This window comes from Alkalibacterium sp. AK22 (assembly GCF_000585255.1).
In the GTDB taxonomy this organism is placed as follows: Bacteria; Bacillota; Bacilli; order Lactobacillales; family Carnobacteriaceae_A; genus Alkalibacterium.
The window spans coordinates 20565-44294 of record NZ_JANL01000036.1 but is presented as its reverse complement, the minus strand read 5'-3'; the positions used below and the strand labels follow the sequence as shown (position 1 = coordinate 44294).

The window sequence follows — 23730 nt, the reverse complement described above, 5'->3', positions numbered from 1 at the left end:
AGGAAATGCAAGCTAAACGATACGGTTACAGGCTGACAGGCTTTATGGCTGCACTTATGATTCTGGCAGGCTATGCAGCAGCCAGTAGACATAGTGATCAGGACAATGCTCTGCTGAAAGAATCAGAAGAAAACCGTCAGGAGGAGCAGCTTGCTCCTGGATTCGAAACGGGTGAGACAGGTTTCAGTCAAAATGAAGATGAACGAGCGGATGCACATGAGGAACAGGCTATTTTTGGAAATCAGCGAGACATGGCTTATGTTCTGCCTGACCAAGTGAGCTTGAGAGTAGAGGACGAAGAGCGCAGCCAGGAAATCGGTCGGTTGGCGAGAGGAAATGAAGTCCGAATTCTTGACATAAGGGAAACTGAAGCATCTACCTGGGTCCAAATCAGCCATCATGCAGTTGAAAGCGGTTCAGGATGGATCCAAGCGGAGCACCTGACCCGGCAGCTGACGGAGCTTTCTGAGGACCTATTTGATGAGGCTGAACAAAATGCCTTATTCACTTCGCCTGAATTGTTTGAAGTCAACCGAGTCGTTGCTTACTATGGTCATCCTTATACTGAAAGCATGGGCGTTGTGGGGCGTTATGGGTTAGATGAACTCATCACTTCCCTTAAGAAAACAGCCCAGTCTTATGATGAATCAGATGAACAAAAAGGAGTATTACCGGCTGTATATCTCGCTTACGGGACTGTCCAGCCTGGAGGAGATGTTTTCAAAATAAATCATGAGCTGGTGATGACTTACATTGAAGCGGCTTACCAGGAAGGTGTCTTGGTTTATTTGGAGCATCCGATAGGCAGGCAAGATCTTAATTTTTCGGTCCAGGAACTTTTGCCTTTTTTGAGGTATCCGAATGTTCATCTAGCCCTTGACCCCGGACAGCGGATCGGCCTGCCGATGCAGGAGATAGGACAGCTGAGTGGGGAGGAAATCAATACGGTTCAGCAGACAGTCCAGACTTATATACAAAAGCAGGCTATACCCGGAATCAGGCAATTTGTCTTTCCTCAGTTTGTTGAAGAGAGGGTAGAGGACATTAAAACAGTATCCAATGATTTTGAACCCGTCTTGCCTGTTTACATCACGAATGAGAGAGAATTACCGGAAGGACAGCTTACCTCGCATGAGTGGGCGCCGCAAGCAGCGCATATTCCTTATAAAGGCATCAAACTCAAGTATAACAGTATCGATCAGGCGGGTTCAGTCCTGACTCCCCAGGAAGTACTCAGACTTGATCCGCAGCCTAGCCTGATTATTTATCAGTAATTTGTGAAAGACTCCTCTGGTACCTGTCAGGCACGGGGACACTGTTCAACAGTGGATACAGCAAAATTTTTCAAGTAAATACAGCCGATGGTGTGGCTGTATTTACTTGATTGCAGAAGGTTCAGGATGTGTCAATCTATTAGAAAAAAGGGCAAACCCCACTTGTTAGCCCACTAAGACCTTACATCAAGCCGGCAGAATAGAAGGTGCACCGACCGATAAAAGAAGGAGTAGAAGAACATGAATAAATTTAAATGGGCATATATTGGATGCGGCGGGATTGCTCAGATCACCGCTGCTGAATTGATTCAGACAGCAGATAATGAGATTACTGCCGTGTGGAACCGGACCCGAGAAAAAGCGGAAAAGTTTGCCGAAATCTACGGTGGTCAAGTCTATGATACCGCCCTTGAGGCGATTAGGGCCCCTGAAGTGGAAGGCGTATACATTAATGTCAATGGAGACCAGCATGCTTACTTTACCCGGCTCTGTCTCGAAGCAGGCAAGCCAGTCTTGTGCGAAAAACCGTTCACTGAAAATGCAGCAGTCACCAGAGAATTGTTTAACTATGCCCACAGGCAAAAGGTCTATGTGTCCGAGGCCATGTGGACCTGGCACAACAAACCGGCTCTGAAAGTAAAAGACTGGATTCAGTCCCAGGCAATCGGAGACATGGAAGACGTCGTCTGTGCCTTTGAAATCCCCCTGCTTGAGCAGACAGATAATCCAAGACTGACGACACCTGAAATGCTGGGCGGGGCACTGCTTGATCTGGGCATCTACACTATTCGCTACATTTATGAACTCTTTGGACCGCCGCTGTCTATTCAGTGTGCAGGGCATATGGAGGAAGTAGATTTGTCCGATCAAATAGTCATGAATTATGGGAACTTCAAAGCCACTCTTCTTGTATCCATGGAAAAAGAGGGTGGCCACTACTTTGAGGCTAAAGGGACAAAAGGAAGCATTCATGTGCCTTATTTTCATGCAGCACATAAAGCCATACTGGAAGTCGAGGGTCAGACTGAAGCCTTCACAACAAATGATCTGCTATATGGGCAGCAGTTTTCCAATGTAGCCGAAGAAATAAGGTCGGGTCGAAAAACAGGGTTGAAGATTTCAGCTGAGAGTACCTTGGCAGTCATGGAACTGATGGATGAGTGCCGCAGACAGATGGGGCTGGTCTATCCGCAGGAAAAAACCGGTACTGAATAACATAGGAAAATAGGAGAGGAAAAAAATATGACGAATAAATGGCATGCACGTTTACTTACACTGCTCTCGCTGTCTGTACTAACACTGTCAGGATGCCCTGAGGAAGAACCTGCTCAGGAAGAATCTGGCCAGATGGAACAGGAAAAGCAAGCAAGGAGTGAGACAGTTTCAGAATCAGACGAGACAGAAACGCAAGAAAAAGACGCTGATTATGATGAAGGTGAGGAGTCCGGGGAAGAGGTTCCTGAAGAAGATGAAGTGGAAGCACCCGTTTCTAGTTTTGGAAATCAGGAGAACGTCAGGTACATTACTGCTGACCGCCTGACAATCAGATCAGAAGGATCAGCTGAAAGTGTTGAGTTAGGTTCTTTAAGAAAAGGAAATGAAGTCCGGATTACCGATGAAATAAAAGAAGAGGACCTGACCTGGTATCAGATCGAACACCACAATCTGGCACTGAACGAAGGCTGGGTCTCATCTGAATTTACAACAGGCGATCTGAACGATCTGCACCAGCTGACAGACTTCAGTGATGAGGAACGGAATGATTTCTTTGCTTCGCCCGCTCTGTTTGAAGACCATACGGTAGTGGCATACTATGGACACCCTAATTCTGAAATCATGGGTATAGTAGGGCGTCATCCAGTTGAGGAACTGCTAAATCTGGTAACAAAAACCGCTGAAACATACGATGCGCTTTTAAACGACAAAAAAACAATCCCTGCCGTATACTTGGTGTACGGAACCGTTCAGCCTGGGGGCGAGGTATTCAAAATGGACTATGATCTGGCTCTTTCTTATATTGAGGCGGCTTACGAGAGAGGGATCCTCGTTTATATCGATCATCAGATGGGCAGACATCACCCGACTTATTCTATTCAGGAAATCCAGTCTTTTCTGAGATACCCGAATGTTCATCTGGCACTCGATCCGGAATGGCGTACGGAAAGACCGATGCAGGAAGTCGGCCACATCACCGGTACAGAACTGAATGAAGTACAGGAAATAATGAAAGCCTATATCGAAGACAATGAAATTCAGGGGACACGTCAGTTTGTCTTCCATCAGTTTGTAGAAAAGATGATCCGTGATGTTGAAGCGGCGTCCAGTGACTTTGATCCGGTCCTACTGGTTCATAACACATCCGGCTGGGGCACACCGGAAGGTAAACGGGCGACGCATGACCGGGTTGCAGAAGCAACGAACATTCCCAACAAAGGCTTCAAGCTGTGGTACCACTTCTCGGATAGACCTGGCGTTCACTATGATCGTCCGTTAATGACTCCAGAAGAAGTCATGGATCTTGATCCACAGCCCGGTCTAATTATTTATCAGTAAAAAGTGAAGGGTTGAATAAACCATACTATTTGCTGGGAGGCATACTTATAACCCTAAGCAATGAAAGGACTGCCGAACGTACAAACTGAAAAATACCTTTGGCAGTTACTAGCTGAAGGTGTTTTTATATGCTGAAAAGGAGTATTTGACAAAAGCCGTGTAATCGTTAAAATAAATAGAGTTAGTTTTTCACTGCTATTTAAATCTTTTTAAGAATTAACCGGTAAACTAAATAATAGCGCAAGCCAATCATCAATAATGCAGTGGGGTTGAGACTGGAAAGGCTGCTGCTTATACACGAATTTAAATAATGAAAGGATTTACTTTATTATGAAAGAGAATTTCTGGAAAAATCTGCCGAAACCCTTCTTTATTCTGGCACCGATGGAAGATGTAACGGACGTCGTTTTCAGACATGTCATAGCCGAAGCCGGCCGTCCAGATGTGTTTTTTACAGAATTTGCCAACTCTGTAAGCTACTGCCATCCGGAAGGACGCAACAGTTTACGTGGCCGACTGGCCTTTACTGAAGATGAGCAGCCGCTGGTGGCCCATATCTGGGGAGACGAGCCGGAGCATTTCAAAGAAATGAGTATCGGAATGGCTGAAGCAGGCTTCAGCGGTGTGGATATCAATATGGGCTGCCCGGTCCCTAACGTAGCCGGTAAGGGGAGAGGAAGCGGGCTGATTCTTCGACCGGAAGTGGCGGCTGAACTGATTGAAGCTGCCAAGGCTGGAGGTCTACCCGTTAGCGTGAAAACCCGTCTGGGATACACCAAACTGGATGAATGGAGAGACTGGATTACCCACTTACTCAATCAAGATATCGTAAACCTTTCAATACACCTTCGTACGAGAAGGGAAATGAGTAAATATGACGCTCACTGGGAACTGATACCGGAAATCAAACAACTGCGTGATGAAATCGCGCCGGACACTCTGCTGACGATCAATGGGGATATTCCTGACCGTGAGACAGGCCTAAAAATCGTTGAAGAGACTGGAGTTGACGGAGTAATGATCGGCCGCGGTGTGTTCACCAATCCTTTTGCTTTTGAAAAAGAAGCAAGGGAGCACAGCAGTCAGGAAATGCTGGATTTGCTGCGTCTGCATCTCGACTTATTCGACCAGTACGGTGAAGTGAATGGCCGAGCCTTTAAACCATTGAGACGATTCTTTAAAATCTATGTCCGTGGCATGCGAGGGGCAAGTGAATTGAGACAAAAACTGATGGAGACCGTCACAACTGATGAAGTTCGAGTGCTGCTCGATCAATTTGAAGAGCAGCTGAATCAGCCTGTTGAAGAAACAGCTGACACATACAGTAATTGATTGAAAACCCGCTTACGCGGGTTTTTTAATCCTTCAAATCGTCCAGCTTCCCGGCTTTCAAAAACAAGAGTATAATAAAGGTGGAATATAAAAGTCGAAACAGTGATCTAGGTTGTGAGCTACCTTAAAAAAATCAGAGCAGTATCTGAACCGTTCCTGAAGTAGAAGGGGGGCAGTATCATGAAAAAAGAGACAGCTGTGATGCTGGGGATCCTGCTTTTTGTGATTCTCATTTCGATGAAACTTTGGATAAAAGCGACCTTAGAGCTACAGCTTTTGGGTCTAGTTGCCTTATTTGCCCTTTCTTTCTATCTAAAGAAGGTGGTAATGAAGCGACTAAAAGCTAGAGTGAAACATACCTGAGCGCTATATACAGGTGATCTGATTCAAGGAGAACAAGTTATTTTGCAAAAATGACAAAAGTAAATGAGTCAGAAATAAGACAATTGGAAAATAAATTTGGCAATCCGCTCTGCTTGTGCTATGATATGTATAACATATTGTAAGAGACATTTTACGAACTGTGTAATGCATTCCGAATTGGTCCTTAAGCAATATTGTAAATACGTGCAGAAGGCACAAGGAGGAATTTTATTATGGAAACAGGTACAGTAAAATGGTTTAACGCAGAAAAAGGTTTTGGATTTATCGAACGTGACGGAGCGGACGACGTATTCGTACACTTCTCAGCAATCCAAGAAGAAGGATTCAAGTCTCTTGACGAAGGTCAGACAGTAAACTTTGACACTGAAGAAGGCGCACGCGGACTTCAGGCTGCCAACGTAACTAAGGCTTAATCACCTAACTTAATCACTGACTAGAGGTATGGATCATTCCATGCCTCTTTTTTGTGTACATATCGCAAAAACGGTCAGCCTGTTGAGGAATGAAAGGTATACGGCCGACATATCAGAGAAAAAATCAGTAAGGACATCAAATAAGTCAATAATAAGGCAATTGAAAAATAAATTAGGTAATTAGTGACTCGTGTGCTATACTGTGTATAACATATTGTAAGAGACATTTTACGAACTGTGTAATGCATTCCGAATTGGACCTTAAGCAATAATGTAAATATGTGCAAAAGGCACAAGGAGGAATTTTATTATGGAAACAGGTACAGTAAAATGGTTTAACGCAGAAAAAGGTTTTGGATTTATCGAACGTGACGGAGCGGATGACGTATTCGTACACTTCTCAGCAATCCAAGAAGAAGGATTCAAGTCTCTTGACGAAGGTCAAGCAGTAAACTTTGACACTGAAGAAGGCGCACGCGGACTTCAGGCAGCAAACGTTACTAAGGCTTAATCACCTAGCTTAATCACTGACTAGAGGCATGGATCACTCCATGCCTCTTTTTTTGTCCCTGTTTAAGTTTAAGGGAAGAGCCAAAATGATAGCTTCATAAATATACTGTCGTCTATAGGCAGATTAAAGAACTTTTTTTTTACAAAAACTGTCTTTAGAGTCTTTTTTTATAATAGTTTTTTTTTTGATACTGTTTTACAGGATAGTGGGTAGAAGCTTTCGAAAAAAGGAGCTTTATATGTATAAAATAACTACATAAGTACTATTTATACAACAATAACACTTTCTATTTGACAAGACAAAGATAAAAAAATTGTATAATATTCATATTTGTGCTATCCTGAAAAGCGACAAAATTGGAGGAGTATTATACATGATTAATAAGTTAAAGTTTATATTATTATCCCTTCTGGGGGTAGTGTTTTTTCTGGTCCCCTTTGAAATAGGTGGAGAAAGCAGAATAATGATTTCACACATCATTTATCTGGTTACCGACAATATACTGGATGAATTTCTTTTGTTCACTGAAGTATCCTCCTGGATTGTACTTTTAGGAACGGTTATTTTTCTCTTCTACACTTCAAGCAGCAAATTTTTGAACAATGTGTTCAAGGCATCACCCATAAATGTTGTGCTTAGGCTGGTAGGATCTTTTCTCTACCTGATGGTCATCAATGAATGGTTTGCGGGGAATACACTAGTTGATGCAGTTCTGGACCCAGATACTGGAGGGCTGATGGCTGGAGGGGACGGCCTGCTGACGACACTTTATATCACTTTCTTTGTGGGCCTGCTGGCTTTACCACTGCTGACCCACTTCGGTATGGTAGAATTTATCGGTATTATTCTTGGCCCTGTGGTGGAGAAAGTCTTCAAAGTTCCAGGGTATGCGATGATTGACGGTATTGCATCTTTTGTCGGCGACGGGACGATTGGTATCGTAGTCACTGACAATCAGTACCAAAGGGGTTATTACAATAAAAGAGAAGCCTATATCATCTCTACCAGTTTCTCTATTGTGGGTATCGCATTTGCTGCAGCCGTAGCTGATCTACTCGGATTCAGTTCCATTTTCCCTATTTTTTACGGTACAATTCTGCTGGTTACCCTGATTCTTGCCTTTATAACTGCCCGGATGCCCTTGAAAAAATTTGAGCCGACGTATTATGAAAATACGGAGCCCAAATCAAATGATGTACCGGATGAAAAAACGGTCGTGACGCACGCTTATGATTCAGCTGTAGAAGAAGCGGAAGCGACTCGAGTGGGTGGAGCGTTTATTGAAGCTGTCAAAAATATTGTCCACATATATGTAGGCTTCCTACCGATTATTATGGCAGTAGGGACAGTATCGCTGATTATTGCTGAGTATACAGCCTTTTTTGATGTAATCAGTGTTCCCTTTATTTATATATATCAGCTACTTGGTTTCAGTTCAGAAGTTGCTGCTGAAATGGCTCCGGCTTCATTGGCCGGTTTTGCAGATATGTATTTGCCGGCGCTTTTCATCAGCGGTTCAGTATCTGAAGCAGCCCGTTTCTTTATTGGAGTACTCGCCTTCACGCAACTGGTATTTATGTCGGAAACAGGTATGATCCTTGTCAAAACAGAAATTGGACTCAACTTCTGGGATGTTACCAAAGTCTTTATTTTCCGGACTATTTTATCGATTCCCGTATTATATCTTCTGACCCAGCTGCTTAGTCTTGCCGGGGTGCTCTCGTTTTAATTGACGTATAGCAAGCCGCGATAATCTAAAAAAGTCACTCCCATCAAAAAGTTGGTGGGAGTGACTTTTTTAGTCAAAATCAGTTATTAGGCTAATGGTCAGACATTAAGGCTGCATGACACCGGCAAAAGCCAGCCAGGCTAGTACAGATTTGGCAACCAGGCTCAGGATAATATAACCACGCTCACCATAAAGGTAGTTTTCCCATTTTCCAATCTTTTTATACTGTAGAATCATATTGATTGGAAAAAGATTGAAAAAGACAAAGTAACTCCCGACAATGGCGTAGACAAACCAGGGAACTTCGGATGGATCGGCATTTCCAAAGCCATAAAGAACGATCACGACCCAGGGGGCCAGTCCGGCAATGGTTCCAAAAATGAAAGGCTTCCAGTTGATCTTTTTCGTATACTGATTGATTTCTTCCATGTCCAGGCCGAAAAGGTTCATGGCGGCATTAGCCGCAAAAATAGCTACTAAAGCACCAATATCGTATACTCCAAACAGCAAAGCGATAAGCACAATCATGATGGAGGAGCTTAGAGCATATTCATACCAGCGGAAGCGATTGATTCCTTTACTAAGATCGCGGTTATAAATAGGATTTCCCCATGGACTGACAATAATAAAATGAGCTAGAGCAGAAAGAAACAAGAATATGGAGACAGCAGCTCCAAAAGGCAATTCGCCAATCTGACCAGGGTCGGTGACTAGGCGCATCTGACTTTCATCAAAAGTAAGAAAATAGGATAAGATCGGAATCCGAAAATCGGCAATACGTTCGATAAAGAGGGCAAATCCCAACATCAATAAGCCTTGAATGAGATGCAGAACACCCATAATTAAGTTGAATCGCTTCAAAGATGCATACGTGATAGCTTTTGACATAATACACACGCTCCTTTTCGGTATGAAGCAGTTGCAGGAATCATCTACGGACCAACTCCCCCCCTTTCTGTCTGAAGAAAAAAGCGGATCAAACTGTCTTTGTTTAGGACTATTTTACCATACATTCACTAAAAATAGGATTCGGACCTCCTGCTGGCATGTATCTAAAGGGGAAACAATCTAAGGCTTCAAAATGGGACTAGTATCTTATACAGCTGAAAGAGTGTATACTATATGAAGACAACTGAGTCTGATTATTAGCAGACGATAAGCTCTAAGGGTATAAGGATGCTTATTCTATTTATTTACCGACAAGGAGGATATATATATGGATGGAACAAAAAGACAAAATATCAAACCGGGGGACAAAGTAAAGGTTGTTCAGAAGCAGGATCAGCGTTCGGGTAAGCTGACAGAAGGCGTGGTCATGAAGCTACTCACCAACTCACCCACCCATCCGCATGGAATTAAAGTCATGCTGGAAGACCAGACAGTAGGTAGGGTAAAAGAAGTCCTTAAGTAAGCACTATTGATTAGTAAAAAGGATTCTGATCAGTGACAGACGCTGGCCCGAAACGGCCAGTGTCTGTTTTTGTTTGTCTACGTTTGTCAAAGCTGATATAGCAGCGGGGATAGTGTGGACTATAGAGGTATATCGTTAAAGAAGGAAGTCTGCATTTATAATTACATATTCTAGTACAAAAAGGTTATAATGAAAGTGAAAAGCTGCTAGCTTTCTGCACAGACCATGCTATCGGTTCGGAAAGATTCTATATGTAGGAGTCTGAGATTTGAGGCGTACAGTGAAATAAACTTTAAAAGGTATAAAAAGTGGAGCCTAAGCAGGATTGAAAAGTAAGGAGGGGGTTCTTATGACAAATGATCTGCGGTTTTTAATTAATCCTTTTCAAATTAAAGTAGATCCTATTGAACGCCTACTGATGATTAGTTTTGAAAAAGATCCTGACAGTCGGTATAATGGCTTTGAAATTCAGTATGTAAATGATCACAAGGTAGGCAAAGGGCATCTAATCATAGCTTGGCGACGAGACGGTCAAGTCGATGTCTATCATCAGCCTGATATAAATATCAAAGAAAAGCATTTTAATTCTGCCGGTCGGGGCTTATGCGAGACTATCCGTTGTATGTTTGATGTAAGTTCCTTTGATATCACCAGCAAAGGAGTCCAGGCCCTTTACCGGTTCAACGATAAGTACGGCAGAAATATAAAGATAAAAATCAACGAAAAAAACCACAAGAAGCGTGAACCTTTCAATATCCTTGCTCCTATGGGAGCTAATGCATCCAATCCTTCCTCCTTCCCCTTAGTTATGCTGTATGATTTTTATTTCGTCAGAAGAAAGCAGACGGTTATTGAAGTGGACATCAATAGTCGTCTTCATAAAACGGATAATCTACCCGTCTTAATCAATGGATCAGCTATGTCAGCAGCAAGATATAGTCCCCGTCCGCTCATGGTAGACTTCAATCCTTCAGCGGATGACTACATTCCTGTACTCAAACTCAGGAAAAAACAGCTGGAGTTGCTGACCTATACAGAAGAACTCTTTTTCGAGTGGACAGGTCAAGGTGTCGGGATCAAGCATATGCGAAACATTAATGGGGTCTGTCCGCTGACCCTTTCCTTTGCACCGGCTTTTCCAGACGTCATTACGATGAAGCCTAACCAGTTTTTTGAAGGAACATTTGAAATCAGCTGTGATAAGACAGCAGGGGTGATTTCGGGACAGTACCGGGTGACAAAAAAAAATCAGCTCATCAAAATTAAGTGTATTCCCTCGGGCGGTTGGTCTCCGGTAGCTGATCGGCTTGCTTTGAAGTTTTTGTTCCGTACTACCCCAGTCTATAAAGACTGGCCTAAAACGTATGAATGGACAGCCTACATCACTGAGCGGGACCAGGATAATTATTACATCCACTCCTGGTGGAAACGAACAAAAAGACAGTAAGAGGAGGAGTCGATGGAGACATTAAGAGTAAAACAGCCGATGACGCTTCCTAACGGCCGAGTAATCAAAAATCGATTTTTTAAATCAGCGATGAGCGAAGCGATGGCTGACAAGAACAACAGTCCGACAAAAGCCCATTTGAATTTATATTCCAAGTGGGCTGAAGGAGGGGCGGGTATAGTTGTGTCTGGGAATGTAATGGTTGATAGGGCGGCACTGGGTGAGCCGGGAAATGTTGTAGTCGAGGATGAGCGAGACTTGCCTAAACTCAAAGAGTGGGCACAGACAGCGACTGTTGAGCAGACCGAATTGTGGATGCAAATTAATCATCCAGGACGTCAGTCGCCTAAATCGATGAGCAGCCAGCCGGTGGCGCCAAGTGCCGTTCCGCTTAGAAAGCCGTATGCTTTATTTTTCGCTTCCCCCAAAGCCTTAACGCTTTCGGATATTGATATACTGGTCAATAAGTTTGTCAGTACAGCTCTGGTGGCCAAAAAAGCAGGGTTTACGGGTGTACAGATTCATGCTGCCCATGGTTATTTAGTGAGCCAGTTTCTATCGCCTTTAACGAACCAGAGGCAGGACCAGTACGGCGGCAGTCTGAATAACAGGCTGCGTTTTTTAATAGACATTTACTATGGGATGCGTCAGACGCTGGGGAAAGACTTTTCTATCAGTGTAAAGCTGAATAGTTCAGACTTCTCGCCTGGAGGCTTTACTGGAAAAGAAGCAACTGAAGCTATTAAAATACTGGCAACTGCAGGGATCGATTTGGTGGAAATATCTGGCGGGAGCTATGAAAATCCACATATGTTTCAGTCGGTTGAGAGAGAGACTATTTTCTTTCTGGACTATGCTGAGCAGCTCATGGAAACAGTCGACATACCGCTAGTTGTCACTGGCGGTTTTCGGACACTTGAGCGTATGGAACAAGCATTGGAACAAAAAAGTACATCTATGATTGGTTTGGCCCGTCCACTAGCTCTTTATCCTGATTTACCGAGGAAGCTAATGAATGGAGAAATGACTGGGGCAGATCTTCCCAGACTGACGACAGGTATTAAACATTTGGACAAGAAAATCGGTGGTCTTATGGCTATCAGTTATTACGAACAGCAAATGAAAAATATTGCGTCTGGTAGAGCTGTTGATTTATCCAGAAATGGATGGAAACCGCTGATAACGAGTTTGAAGGGGCACGGTTTGACCGGTCTGTACTCGGCCAGAAAAAGCGAGTAAAATACACGCGCAGGCGCAATGAGACATTTTAGTCAGAAAGCAGGAACTGTACATGCATATACTGAAAACATACTGGAAACGCATCGGACTAATTATGGGAATCATCCTGATACTATTACTGATCGGCTCTTTTTACGTGCTCTCGGCAAATACTTACAGAGCTATGTTAGAGGCGGAGAGGATGATTGAAAAAGAACAGGTGACCGTTGAAGATAACGTCATCATTGTAAATACTGATGAGCACAAGGGAAATCTTGTATTCTATCAAGGTGGACTGGTAGAGTCGACTGCCTATCTTCCCCTAGCTTTAAGTTTGAGCAGGGAAGGGTTCAGAGTATTTATTCCGAATATGCCGTTGAATCTGGCAATTTTAAACACGGCTGCGTTTGAAGATATTCAAAGCACTTATCCATCTGATGAACCCTGGTTGCTCGGTGGCCATTCTCTGGGAGGAGCCAGTGCATCCATTTTTGTTTCCGGCAACTCAGAAGCAGTCGATGGCCTGTTTTTCCTGGCTGCCTATCCCAGTTCTGGAAGCGACTTGTCAAAATATGCTCTTCCGGTCTTATCGGTAACGGCAACAAACGACAACATCTTAAATTGGGAAAGTTATGAAGAGGCTCAGTTAAACTTGCCTGAAGAAAGCCTGACGAGTGTCATTATCGAGGGAGGGAATCACTCCAATTTTGGTTACTACGGTTTTCAGTCAGGAGATGGGGAAAATACCCTTTCAAGGGAGGAGCAGCATGACTTAACGGTACAGGCAGTAACAAATTTTTTTAATCAGCAATTAGCCGATGATTAACCTTTAGATCAGGGTTAAATATATTCAGCTATTAGGCAGTTAATCGCTAATGATTGGTGAACTGATTTGAGTAAAGATAGCAGCTTAAGGTGAAATATGGTAATCTATGACTAATATCCGAGACAGGCCGGTTTTGTCTCAAGAGAATACGAAGGAGTCATTAATGTGAAAAAAAAAGTAATAATACAGTCTATTGGCTTGCTGGCCAGTGTCCTGCTGATTTCAGGCTGCCAGGAAGCATCAGAAGATCCGTCAGAAGACATTGCAGAAGAAAGCGGACAGGACAATAGTGAGGAAACACCTGAAAATAACAGTAACTCAGATGGTCTAAACGAATCAGATTCAGTTAGTGACGAGGAAGACCAAGACGAAACTTTTGAGGATGTTAGTGTGACAGTCGATTATGAGGCAGATCTGCTGAAACCTTCGAGTATTAAGGCATTGGTGAACAAGCAGTATGCCTTGCCCGAGGATTATTCTCCCGAAGATCTGGTGACGGTTGAGGTACCGACCATTCTTGAAAATCCAGAGGTCAACCAGCTGAGAGAAGCGGCTTCTATAGCCTTGTCTGACATGTTTCAGGCTGCTGAAGAAGAGGGAATCAAACTCTATGCCCGCTCCGGTTACCGCTCCTATCAGACTCAAGTTCAGCTGTTCGACAGCTATGTCTCCAACCATGGAGAAGAAGCAGCCAACCGATATAGTGCGCGACCTGGTGAAAGTGAACATCAGACCGGACTGGCTATGGATGTGACCAGTGAAAGTGCTAATTACCAGTTGTCCGAAGCTTTTGGCGATACCGAGGAGGGAATGTGGGTAGCTGAAAGAGCCCATGAATTTGGATTTGTCATACGTTACCCGAGAGGAAAGGAAGACGTGACTGGTTATCAGTTTGAACCTTGGCACCTAAGGTATTTTGGAGAAGAGCTGGCTCAGGAGATATATGAAAGCGGATTGACTTATGAAGAATACTTAATGGAAAGAGGTTTGGATATTGAAGCCGGTGAATAACAGAAATAAATCATGGAAATTACTTGGACTGATTATTACTCTGCTGCTCGTTTTGACTGCAGCGGTTGTCATTGGTATGGGCCTTGCCCAAGGAGATAATGACGCTTCTGATTCAACAGAAGAGGTAGCATCCGAGGGACAGAGCACAGGAGAAGATGAAGCACGGGAAACAGACGACAGCGCAGAAGAAGTAACAGAAGAGCCGGAAGAGACATTCACAGACATCCGAATCTCTGCTGTGGGAGATGTCATGGGCCATATGTCTCAAATAATCAGTGCGTATGATGCTGAATCCGACTCCTATGATTTTACCCCGGTCTTTGCTGATGTGAAACCCTATATAGAAGAAGCAGACCTAGCCATTGCAAACCTAGAAACCACTTTGGCAGGGTCAGCCCGTACCTATGCCGGCTATCCGGCCTTCAATACACCGGATGCTATTATAGACGCACTGGATTTTGCGGGCTTTGATACACTGATTACGACAAACAACCACAGCCTGGACACTGGTCCTGATGGTTTGAGACGCACCGTAGAAGTCATCGAAGACAGAGGACTGGAGCCGGTCGGCACATATGCAGAAGAACCGGCTTCCCGTGTGCACCTGAAAAATGTCGAAGGAATAGAGATTGCGGTACTGGCTTATACTGAGCATCTTAATGGTCTGGAAGCCAGTTATTCAGCTGAGCAGTTGGATGCCATGGTCAATGTCATTAGTGAAGAGCGTATTTTGGCAGATATTGCAGAGGCGAAAGAAGCTGAGCCGGATCTCATCCTCACCTATATGCATTGGGGTCAGGAATATACGAGAGAGCCTAACGACTTCCAGAATCAGTGGGCAGAGTTTCTGACTAAAGAAGGGGTCGATATTATTATTGGAAGTCATCCTCATGTGATTCATGAAACGACGCTTCTTGAAGTGGATGGGAACGAAACTGTTGTGGCTTATTCTCTTGGTAATTTTGTCTCTAATCAGCGCCGAGAAACGTTAGGTGCGGGTTATGAACCAACTGAAGACGGAGTCATACTGAACATCGACATTCAAAAAAATGATCAGACCGGTGAAACAAGTGTAACGCAAGTAGACTATACACCGACTTGGGTATACCGGAACCGGTACTCTGGTGATGCCAACTACACTTACCGCATCCTTCCTGTAGAATCTGCTCTTGAATCAGGGGAATTCAATGAAGATATCAATAATCGATTGAGACAGTCGCTAGAAGAAACGCGCTCACGAATGAATCTGGAAGATGATTAGCCTATCTGTGAGTGAAAAACTGCCTGAGAGAGTCCTTTGGGAACGACTCTCTCAGGCAGTTTTTTGTGCAGAAAAAGAATTGAGTGCTTGACAGATTACCGGCTGGAAGAGAACATCAAATCATCAAGTTAGCGAGTTCGATTTTGCAGGTATCCAACGGTTCCGGTAGAGGCCTTCCAATAAAATATCCTTGAAATAACTGATATCCTTTGGATTTGAGCCATTCAAAATCGTCAAAACACTCAACACCTTCTGCGAGTGTAACGGCCCCGTAAGTATCTGCGATTTCCAGAAATTTTAAGGCTACCTCCTGCTTGTCCAGACAGCTACTGACTCCTTGAACATACTGCATATCTAGTTTCATGTAAGGAGGCTCCAAATCTTCTACTATGGATAAGGTATTGGAGCCCGCTCCGACATCATCCAGGGCGTAATGAAAACCGTGACTGCGGTAATACTCCAAAATTGACTTGAGGTGATCCAAGTCAGCGATTTTTTCAGTCTCGACCACTTCAAAAACAAAACGGCTACTGTCTATTGATAGCTGGTTGGCGATATCAGAAGTTGTTTTTAGACAGTATTCAGGATTGTATATAGCTGTAGGAACGAAGTTGATGAAGGCTTTCAGCTGTTCAGGCAGACGGGTGATCTGCCTGACTGCATTCATGCGGCAGAGGCGGTCCAGTGCAAATAACCGGCCACGCGCTTTGGCTGCAGGAAACAACCGATCCGGGTAGATCATTGATCCATCCTGATCCTGGAAACGTGCCAACATCTCATAACCGTACAAAGTACCGTCCGGCATGATGATAGGCTGAAAATGCATTCTAATGTATTTCTCCTGAAGAATATGGTCTACCCAGGAAGACTCTATGTAATTGGCCAGTTCTTCAATAGGCTGCCAGCCATGCTCATGAATTTTGAAATAGGCGCCTGCCGTCTGGCTAGTCGCTGTCAAGAAGTCGGCTACGTCAGCGGCAGCCTCTTCAGTAGTCGCGAGTGTTTTGTTGTGATGCCTATGTGGGTAATCTTTCTGTGCAAAATGAATAAGAATTGGGGGGACAACCTCTTCAGGCAATTTCAAAGTAATGCGTTGCTTGGAAACTGTACAATTTGGACAAGTCATATCTTTACCTCCATTATTAATCTAGTCATATCTTAACATTAATTAGAGAGAGCTCAAAATCCGCGCAAATAAAAAAAAAGACTTCCCCGATGAATAATCATCAGGGAAGTCTAATAATTATAAAACTAAGTAGAGGAAGTTAAGTTCGTCTACCAGTGATCATGTTAAAGATAAAGACAACAAGTGCAACGACCAGTAAAATATGAACAAGTCCACCAGCAACTTCAAATACAAGACCGAGAATCCAGAACAAAATCAATAACCCAATTAATGTCCACAACATATTTATTCACTCCTTTTTATTTATAAGTTAAGTATAGCAGATTGATAGAGCATAAGACTAGTAATAAGCTCCAGTATTCAAATACTTACAGGAAATCACTTCAGTAGGGATATACTAGCTATAGTGTTAAAATTGATATAGAAAAAATTATTAGGTGGAGGAAAGTATCATGAGAATAGGATATCCATGTATTACTAGGGGGCTTGACGGCCAGCAGTATAAAACCTGCCGCAAACAGAATGCCACAGAGGAACGGTTGATTGAACTGATTGGGCATAACCTGAATGTGTTGGAGCAGATGATTGATTATAATCACGCTAAAGGGATTCGAATGTTCAGAATCAGTTCGGACATTATTCCTTTCGGCTCAGACCTTGAAGTAAATCATTTAAACTGGCCGAAAATATTTGCTGATACGTTCTCTCGAATCGCTAAAAAAATTCAGGCATATGCTCTCAGAGTATCGATGCATCCGGGTCAGTATACGGTACTGAATTCACCTAAACAGGATGTCATTAAACGGGCAGTGGAAGATCTCCGGTATCATTGTCTTTTCCTCGACAGTTTAGAAGTTGGACGCGAAGGCAAGCTTGTTTTGCACATAGGGGGTCTGTATGGAGACAAGGAAAAGGCAATGGAACGTTTCGTGGCCAACTACAAAGAACTTGACCAGACCATTAAAGATCGGCTGATTATTGAAAATGACGACCGGTTGTTCACTATTGCTGATGTCCTGTCTATCAGTGAAGAAACAGGAGCGCCAGTCGTTTATGACAACCTGCATCATAAGCTTAATGGAGAAAAGTTGAATGATTCAGACGCTTACTGGATAGAAAAAGCAATTCAGACCTGGTCTTCCTTGGACGGCCGTCCAAAGGTTCACTATGCCCAGCAGCAAAAAGGTGCCCGCTTGGGGGCACACTCTCTGACGATCGAGATTGAGCCTTTTTTGACGTATTTTAAAAAAATTAAAGACTTTGACATCGACATCATGCTGGAAGTTAAGGACAAGAACTTGTCTGCCATTAAATGTATACTAGCCACTTCAGACAAGCAGGAGACTAGTGAGCTGTATAAGGAATGGGACTGCTACAAGCACCTGATCCTAGAACGGTCACCTGAAATATATAGCCAAATCACAGAATTGCTCAATAACAAAGACCATTATCCGGTCAAACGCTTTTATTCTCTTATCGAAGAAGCAATTCAGCTGCCGCTGGATGCAGGCAATCTCATCGAGGGGCTGGAGTATGCTTGGGACTGTATCAGTCAGCAGGCGACGGCTAAGGAAAGAGAAACAACAAAGGCTTATAAGCAAAAGCTTGCTAAGGATACAAATGAGCTTTCTAAAGCCAAACGTTATTTGAAAAAACTGGCTGTGAAGTATGAGGCAGACAGCCTGCTGTCAAGCTATTATTTTGAATTATAAAAAAAGGAAGGGGAGAGACTTATGACGCTCAAGAAAAAATTCGGTATGATATACACCCTGTCATTTATTCTTATGCTGACCTTGAATTACCTTTCATCTACGGATGTGGGGGACATTGCAGACCAGGAACAGGCTATTATTCAGCCAGCCGGTTATGTGTTTTCGATTTGGGGGCTGATCTATCTTTTGCTTCTGATCTGGCTGATTCGTTTATTTGTATCCAGAAGCGGGGAGAAAATGCTCCGTAGGCTGCATTACTGGCCGCCTGCCAATTTTGTCCTCAACGGCCTGTGGATCGTTGCATTCACTCAGGAATGGTTCCTCATTTCCGTTATGATTATCGCTGCTTTACTGCTTACACTCATTGTGATTTACAAAAAAATTGACAAGGATCCTCTTCACTGGTTCAATCGGGCCCCTTTTTCTGTTTATTTTGCCTGGGGGACAGTTGCGACTATTGTGAATGTGTTCCGCTGGCTGCTGGATAGGGATGTGGAAGAGTTGATGGGACTGAATGAATACCAGTGGACACTCATACTTTTGGTGATTGCTACAGGTATTGCCATGTTTGTCTCCCTCGTTCATTTGGACTGGATTTATCCGCTGGTCTTTGTCTGGACGTATGTCGGAATTATCCTGGAGCATGAAAATCAGTTGTTTCTGCTCATGGTCATTTGTTCCATGGCCATTGTTTTTCAAGTTTTGTCCTCAACGATTGTCGCCTTTGTCCGCTTGAAACAGAAAGTTAGCAACAGGCACACTCCTGCTACCACCTGAGGTATCACAGATAAATAAAGATACAAAACCGACCGGGAAAAGATGCGGGCGGTTTTTTATTTGCTGTCGTTACTACAAAGAAACTAGTCTTAATAGCAGAGGAAAGAGTCTTTTCCTTACGTAATCTTTACATTAGCCGGAAGCTAAAATGAACAGCAGTCCTTAATTTACGGAAAAAAAATGGTATAATAGTCCAGGTGATCAAGGAAAGGAATGAACCAAAAATGAAAAAACTGATTGACCGGTTTCCGGGGACAGGCCTGGCTGTACTTATAGCAGGAGCAGCTATTTTGACTGAAGCTGCACTGCCGGGACATTACATAGGATCTGCAGTGCTGGCAATGTTTATAGGCATACTGATCCGGTCTGTTTACTATCCGCAGACCCTCTTAGATCCGGGGGTTCAGTTTACTTCTAAACGTATTTTGAAACTGGCTATCGTACTCTTGGGAGCCTCGCTGAATTTTTCCATTATTCTGGAAGTCGGCAGCCGCACACTGTTTGTACTGATTTTCACCTTGCTGACAGCTTTCGGCGGTGGCTATCTTTTAGGGAAAATATTTAACGTGAACTGGAAGTTGAGCAATATGATTGCTGCAGGTACAGCTATTTGTGGAGGATCGGCTATTGCGGCCATGGCGCCAGTAATCGAAGCAGAAGACGGGGATGTTTCCTATGCTATATCCTCTACGTTTGTCTTTGACATGCTGATGGTCATCCTGTATCCACTAGCCGGAAGACTGCTGCTTTTGAACGATACGTTTTTTGGTTACTGGACTGGAACATCAATCAATGACACTTCCAGTGTCGTGGCAGCTGGATTTGCTTTTTCCGAGACAGCCGGTGAAATTGCGACTATGGTCAAGCTGACGCGTACACTAGCGATCATTCCAACAGTTGTCATCTTCTCTCTGATTTACTTTAACCGAAAAATCACCAGTCCTGAACGCAGAAAAGATAAACTTTCACTGAGGGGACTGATTCCCTGGTTTATTGTATTCTTTGTTCTGATGGCTGCGATCAATACAATTGGACTGATGCCTTTAGGTTTGGCAGATGTCTTAAGACAAATCAGCCGCTTTTTGATGGTGGTGGCCCTGGCTGCGATTGGACTGAAAACGGATATTCGCCTGTTTGCACGAACCGGCTGGAAGCCATTTATTCACGCCATGCTTTTATCCAGTACTGTTGTAGCTGTTTCCTTTGCCGTCGTTTTTCTAATTATCGACTAATACAAAAATGCTGAAGGAGGAAAATTATGAGAAAGTGGTTCAAAGGCTTAGGATTTGTCTTTAGTCTGATCTTTCTAGTATGGCTGGTGCTGTTTCTTTTTCCATTGTCGTCAGAAAGTGAGCATGCTTTTTTAAAGGATAAAGACAGACCTCTGGTGATTGCACACAGAGGAGGGATGACTCACCGTCCGGAGAATACGCTAGAAGCTTTTCAGCATGCAGATGAGCTTGGAGTGGATATGCTGGAGTATGATGTGTTTATTACCGCAGATGGAGAGTTAGTCGTCATACATGACGATACAGTTGACCGAACGACTGATGGTACAGGACGGGTCAATGATCTGAAGCTGGAGGACATCCGTTCACTAGATGCTGGCTACCGCTTTGTAGATGAACAGGGCAATACTTCATACAGAGGAATAGGAGTAAGGGTACCGACAGTGGAGGAAGTATTTCAGACTTTTGGCCACAAAAGGCAGCTGATAGAGCTAAAAGCGACTAATGATCCTGAGCGCTATGAAGAAATGATTCAGGAAATGTGGCGCCTGATTGAAGCTTATGACATGCATGAATGTGTACTGATTGCCAGTTTCGATCATGACATCAATACACGATTTGATGAAGTGGCTGGAGGTCAGGTGGCGATAGGAGCTGGAGAGCAACAGGCCAGGCGTTTTGTCATTGCCCACAAAGCTTTTGCAAATCTGCTCTATCGACCAAGTGCGCAGGCTTATCAGCTCCCGATTGAACAGGACGGCTTTAATTTGATGGACTGGAAGTTGATACGTGGTGCTTCTAACCGGGGGCTGCACGTATACTACTGGACAATTAACGAGAAAGAGACCATGCGGGAGCTGATCGATTTGGGGGCCCATGGAATCATGACTGACAATATTGAAGGCCTGATGAACGTTATTAATGAATGACCAGACAAGAAAAGCACAGAGGAAAGGTTGAGAAGATGAAAGTAACATTGTATGAAACAAGTGATATTCACGGGTATCTGTATCCCACAGATTATCAGTCAAGAGAACAGGGGGCGGCTTTTGGGCTGTTCAAAATTGCCTCCTTGCTTGAGAGAGATAAAGCCAAAACAGGTGGGCACAGCTTAGTGATTGAAAATGGGGATCTAATCCAGGGGTCCCCCTTTACCCATTACATCGTCAAGGAAAAACAGAGTGCAGAGAGCGTTATGGAAGCTGTCAATGCTATAGATTATGATGCTGGCGTACTTGGGAATCATGAGTTCAATTACGGCATGGACTACCTTGAGTCCGCTGTGCAAGCGGCCGCTCACCCGATTCTGTGCGCCAATATTTTGAATGAGCAAGGTGAACCGGCGTTTGGTGAAGCTTACAAGATATTTGAAAAAGAGGGCATCAAAATTGCTGTTCTTGGCTTGACTACCCCTTATATTCCCAACTGGGAGCACCCGGAAAATTACGAGGGGCTTACATTCAAAACAGCTGTTGAAACAGCCCAATCGTATGTACCTGATTTAAAGGAGCAAGCAGATGTTGTTGTCATCAGCTACCACGGCGGCTTTGAGAAAGATCTTGAAACAGGTGAAGAAACTGAAATTCAGACCGGTGAAAATGAGGGCTATGCGCTACTTAAGGAAGTAGAAGGAATCGATGTACTGCTGACGGGACATCAGCATCGGGTGATTGCTCAGAAAGTGGGCAGTACAGCTGTAGTGATGCCTGGCGACAAAGGCAGGTATCTGGGAAAAGTTACGCTTGATTTTGAGCACATTGACGGCACATATCACTTGAAAGATAGTTATCCGGAGCTGCTCTCAGCTGCAGATGCGCCGGCAGATGAAAAATTAAAAGAGAGCCTCCAGAATATCAATGAAGAAGTGGAGCAATGGCTGGACCAGCCGATTGGACATGTAGCCGGCGATATGACCATCTTTGATGCAGAACAGGCACGCCGAAAAGAACACCCTTACGTTGAATTTGTTCACAGAGTCCAGATGCATTATGCTGAGTGCGATATTTCAGGCACTGCATTGTTCAACAATCAGGCCAAGGGATTTGAGAAGGTAGTGACCATGCGGGACGTGGTACTTAATTACATCTATCCTAACACTCTAGCTGTTTTAAAAGTTAGCGGCAGCGATCTTAAGGCAGCTCTTGAACGCTCTGCTACTTATTTTGACCTGGATCAGGATGGAGAGATTACCGTTAATCCGACCTTTCTTCATCCTAAGCCCCAGATGTACAATTACGATATGTATGAGGGCATAGATTATACCATCGACGTTTCTCGACCACAGGGACAGCGAATAACTGAGCTTTTGTACAAGGGCGAAAGCATTCAGCCCGAAGACAGTCTGGAAATTGTCATCAATCAATACCGGGCCGTTGGAGGAGGAGATTATAGCATGTTTGATGCCTCTAAGATCATCAGAGAGGTGACGATACCCATGAACGAACTGATGGGAGACTTTTTCAGTCAGTTTTCACCGATAGAAGCACAAGTGAATTATAATTTTAAAGTAACAGTCTAAGCACATGTAAAAAGCACGCTTCTTTTTCTCATAAGATGAAAAAGAGAAGCGTGCTTTTTAAGTTACAGCCTTTTAAAACATTTTCATGCTACATCTGATCCTGGTTGAACTGCCCCTTCAAGCTATCGGGTTCAACATGGACGTCAGTATGCATGACATCAAAGTGTTCATACAAAACTTTTTCGATGATTTCCGTCACATCATGCCCTTCCTGAACAGTCATATGACCATCAACCAAAATCGTTACATCTACATAAGTATTGGCTCCATACATGCGGGCTTTGATTGTCGCCACATCCCGAACATGTGGCACAGCCAGAATAGCTTTTTTGTAGTCTGACAGGTATTTATTCTTGAAGCCGTCAGACAGTGAAAAACTGCTTTCTCTGAAAACATCAATACCGTTCTTGATAATGATCACTGAAACCAGAACAGCCATGAGTCCATCCATCCACGCAAGGCCAAAGGAAGTAGCAAGGATGGCGACTGCGGTGGCTAGACTCGTCAGGCAGTCTGCCAGATTATGCTTGGCGACAGCTTTTAGTCCAGTACTGCTGGATTTTTGCGCTAGATAAAGATTGTAGCGGTAAAGCAAAAATAAAAGCAGGGCACTTATAAGCGAAACGACAGCCGCAAGCTGACTGGGAACCACCGTTTCTCCAGTCAGAATAGACTGGATGCTGCTCTGCAGAACCTGAAAGCCAACCAGCAGCATGATAAAGGAAGTAATGAGACTGGCAATAGGTTCCGCTTTCCAGTGACCATAGGGATGATTAGAATCGGCCGGGATCCTGGCGGTCTTCAGACCTATCAGAACAGTGATCGAGGCCATAACATCGGTCAAGTTATTAAAACCGTCCGCAGAGAGGGCGGATGAGTTGAGCAAAAAGCCTACAAATAGTTTTACAGCTGCCAGCAGAATATAGACAGTCGTGCTGGTAACTGCTCCCCATTCAGCAAGCTTGACCCGGTCGATTCGATCAGACATGTATATTTCC

Annotated in this window: 23 protein-coding genes; 19 read left to right on the top strand and 4 right to left on the bottom strand. The window is 43.8% G+C overall.

Features of this window, described 5'->3' with window-relative positions:
• The first annotated feature begins 5 nt into the window (after positions 1 to 5).
• The 8 genes from ADIAL_RS07705 to ADIAL_RS07670 all read left to right on the top strand — a co-directional run bounded on the left by ADIAL_RS07705 (position 6) and on the right by ADIAL_RS07670 (position 8196).
• The gene (locus tag ADIAL_RS07705; RefSeq protein ID WP_034302169.1) at positions 6 to 1274 is read left to right on the top strand and encodes a hypothetical protein; all 1269 of its coding nucleotides are present in this window, start codon (positions 6 to 8) and stop codon (positions 1272 to 1274) included.
• Positions 1275 to 1514: 240 nt separating this feature from the next.
• A complete protein-coding gene (locus ADIAL_RS07700; protein ID WP_034302165.1) occupies positions 1515 to 2489 on the top strand; it encodes a Gfo/Idh/MocA family protein in 975 nt (324 codons plus the stop codon).
• Positions 2490 to 2516: 27 nt separating this feature from the next.
• Positions 2517 to 3827, top strand: a complete 1311-nt coding sequence (locus tag ADIAL_RS11125; protein ID WP_051503810.1) for an SH3 domain-containing protein — start codon at positions 2517 to 2519, stop codon at positions 3825 to 3827.
• Between the two features lie 330 nt (positions 3828 to 4157).
• The gene (locus ADIAL_RS07690) at positions 4158 to 5159 is read left to right on the top strand and encodes a tRNA dihydrouridine synthase (RefSeq protein ID WP_034302162.1); all 1002 of its coding nucleotides are present in this window, start codon (positions 4158 to 4160) and stop codon (positions 5157 to 5159) included.
• A gap of 180 nt (positions 5160 to 5339) precedes the next feature.
• Positions 5340 to 5522 (top strand): hypothetical protein, encoded by a 183-nt coding sequence (locus ADIAL_RS07685; RefSeq protein WP_034302160.1) that lies wholly within the window; start codon positions 5340 to 5342, stop codon positions 5520 to 5522.
• A gap of 233 nt (positions 5523 to 5755) precedes the next feature.
• The gene (locus tag ADIAL_RS07680) at positions 5756 to 5956 is read left to right on the top strand and encodes a cold-shock protein (RefSeq protein ID WP_034302157.1); all 201 of its coding nucleotides are present in this window, start codon (positions 5756 to 5758) and stop codon (positions 5954 to 5956) included.
• Between the two features lie 310 nt (positions 5957 to 6266).
• Positions 6267 to 6467 (top strand): cold-shock protein, encoded by a 201-nt coding sequence (locus ADIAL_RS07675; protein WP_034302155.1) that lies wholly within the window; start codon positions 6267 to 6269, stop codon positions 6465 to 6467.
• Between the two features lie 373 nt (positions 6468 to 6840).
• On the top strand, positions 6841 to 8196 hold the full coding sequence (locus ADIAL_RS07670; RefSeq protein WP_034302152.1) for a YjiH family protein: 1356 nt from the start codon (positions 6841 to 6843) through the stop codon (positions 8194 to 8196).
• Positions 8197 to 8301: 105 nt separating this feature from the next.
• Here the strand turns inward: ADIAL_RS07670 and heR are convergent, their stop codons facing one another.
• Positions 8302 to 9084 carry a heliorhodopsin HeR gene (heR, locus tag ADIAL_RS07665; RefSeq protein ID WP_034302150.1) on the bottom strand — a complete coding sequence of 261 codons (783 nt, stop codon included), beginning with the start codon at positions 9082 to 9084 and terminating at the stop codon, positions 8302 to 8304.
• Positions 9085 to 9412: 328 nt separating this feature from the next.
• Between heR and ADIAL_RS07660 the strand changes: the two genes are divergently transcribed.
• The 6 genes from ADIAL_RS07660 to ADIAL_RS07635 all read left to right on the top strand — a co-directional run bounded on the left by ADIAL_RS07660 (position 9413) and on the right by ADIAL_RS07635 (position 15370).
• On the top strand, positions 9413 to 9607 hold the full coding sequence (locus tag ADIAL_RS07660; protein WP_034302148.1) for a YwbE family protein: 195 nt from the start codon (positions 9413 to 9415) through the stop codon (positions 9605 to 9607).
• 349 nt (positions 9608 to 9956) lie between these two features.
• The gene (locus tag ADIAL_RS07655; RefSeq protein WP_034302146.1) at positions 9957 to 11054 is read left to right on the top strand and encodes a hypothetical protein; all 1098 of its coding nucleotides are present in this window, start codon (positions 9957 to 9959) and stop codon (positions 11052 to 11054) included.
• A 12-nt stretch (positions 11055 to 11066) separates the two neighbouring features.
• Entirely contained in the window at positions 11067 to 12293 is a 1227-nt protein-coding gene (locus tag ADIAL_RS07650; protein ID WP_034302145.1) for an NADH:flavin oxidoreductase/NADH oxidase family protein, read from the top strand.
• Positions 12294 to 12345: 52 nt separating this feature from the next.
• Entirely contained in the window at positions 12346 to 13098 is a 753-nt protein-coding gene (locus ADIAL_RS07645; protein ID WP_034302142.1) for an alpha/beta hydrolase, read from the top strand.
• A gap of 165 nt (positions 13099 to 13263) precedes the next feature.
• Complete coding sequence (locus ADIAL_RS07640) at positions 13264 to 14109, top strand: M15 family metallopeptidase (protein WP_034302139.1); 846 nt, start codon at positions 13264 to 13266, stop codon at positions 14107 to 14109.
• Entirely contained in the window at positions 14102 to 15370 is a 1269-nt protein-coding gene (locus ADIAL_RS07635) for a CapA family protein (protein WP_155849203.1), read from the top strand. The genes ADIAL_RS07640 and ADIAL_RS07635 overlap by 8 nt, the downstream gene beginning before the upstream one ends.
• A 115-nt stretch (positions 15371 to 15485) precedes the next feature.
• Here ADIAL_RS07635 and ADIAL_RS07630 read toward each other — a convergent pair whose 3' ends face one another.
• Positions 15486 to 16496 (bottom strand): EAL domain-containing protein, encoded by a 1011-nt coding sequence (locus ADIAL_RS07630; RefSeq protein ID WP_081757756.1) that lies wholly within the window; start codon positions 16494 to 16496, stop codon positions 15486 to 15488.
• Between the two features lie 139 nt (positions 16497 to 16635).
• Positions 16636 to 16779 (bottom strand): lmo0937 family membrane protein, encoded by a 144-nt coding sequence (locus tag ADIAL_RS11400; RefSeq protein WP_155849202.1) that lies wholly within the window; start codon positions 16777 to 16779, stop codon positions 16636 to 16638.
• A gap of 169 nt (positions 16780 to 16948) precedes the next feature.
• Between ADIAL_RS11400 and uvsE the strand changes: the two genes are divergently transcribed.
• From uvsE to ADIAL_RS07605, 5 genes are all read left to right on the top strand, one after another.
• Positions 16949 to 18208, top strand: a complete 1260-nt coding sequence (gene uvsE / locus ADIAL_RS07625; protein WP_034302136.1) for a UV DNA damage repair endonuclease UvsE — start codon at positions 16949 to 16951, stop codon at positions 18206 to 18208.
• A 21-nt stretch (positions 18209 to 18229) separates the two neighbouring features.
• Positions 18230 to 18985 (top strand): tryptophan-rich sensory protein, encoded by a 756-nt coding sequence (locus tag ADIAL_RS07620; protein ID WP_034302134.1) that lies wholly within the window; start codon positions 18230 to 18232, stop codon positions 18983 to 18985.
• 224 nt (positions 18986 to 19209) lie between these two features.
• Positions 19210 to 20217 (top strand): YeiH family protein, encoded by a 1008-nt coding sequence (locus ADIAL_RS07615; RefSeq protein WP_034302131.1) that lies wholly within the window; start codon positions 19210 to 19212, stop codon positions 20215 to 20217.
• A 26-nt stretch (positions 20218 to 20243) separates the two neighbouring features.
• Positions 20244 to 21143: a glycerophosphodiester phosphodiesterase gene (locus ADIAL_RS07610; protein ID WP_051503808.1), complete on the top strand. Its 900-nt coding sequence runs from the start codon at positions 20244 to 20246 to the stop codon at positions 21141 to 21143.
• Between the two features lie 35 nt (positions 21144 to 21178).
• On the top strand, positions 21179 to 22732 hold the full coding sequence (locus ADIAL_RS07605) for a bifunctional metallophosphatase/5'-nucleotidase (RefSeq protein WP_034302128.1): 1554 nt from the start codon (positions 21179 to 21181) through the stop codon (positions 22730 to 22732).
• Positions 22733 to 22820: 88 nt separating this feature from the next.
• Here the strand turns inward: ADIAL_RS07605 and ADIAL_RS07600 are convergent, their stop codons facing one another.
• Positions 22821 to 23720 carry a cation diffusion facilitator family transporter gene (locus ADIAL_RS07600; protein ID WP_034302125.1) on the bottom strand — a complete coding sequence of 300 codons (900 nt, stop codon included), beginning with the start codon at positions 23718 to 23720 and terminating at the stop codon, positions 22821 to 22823.
• Between the last annotated feature and the right edge of the window lie 10 nt (positions 23721 to 23730).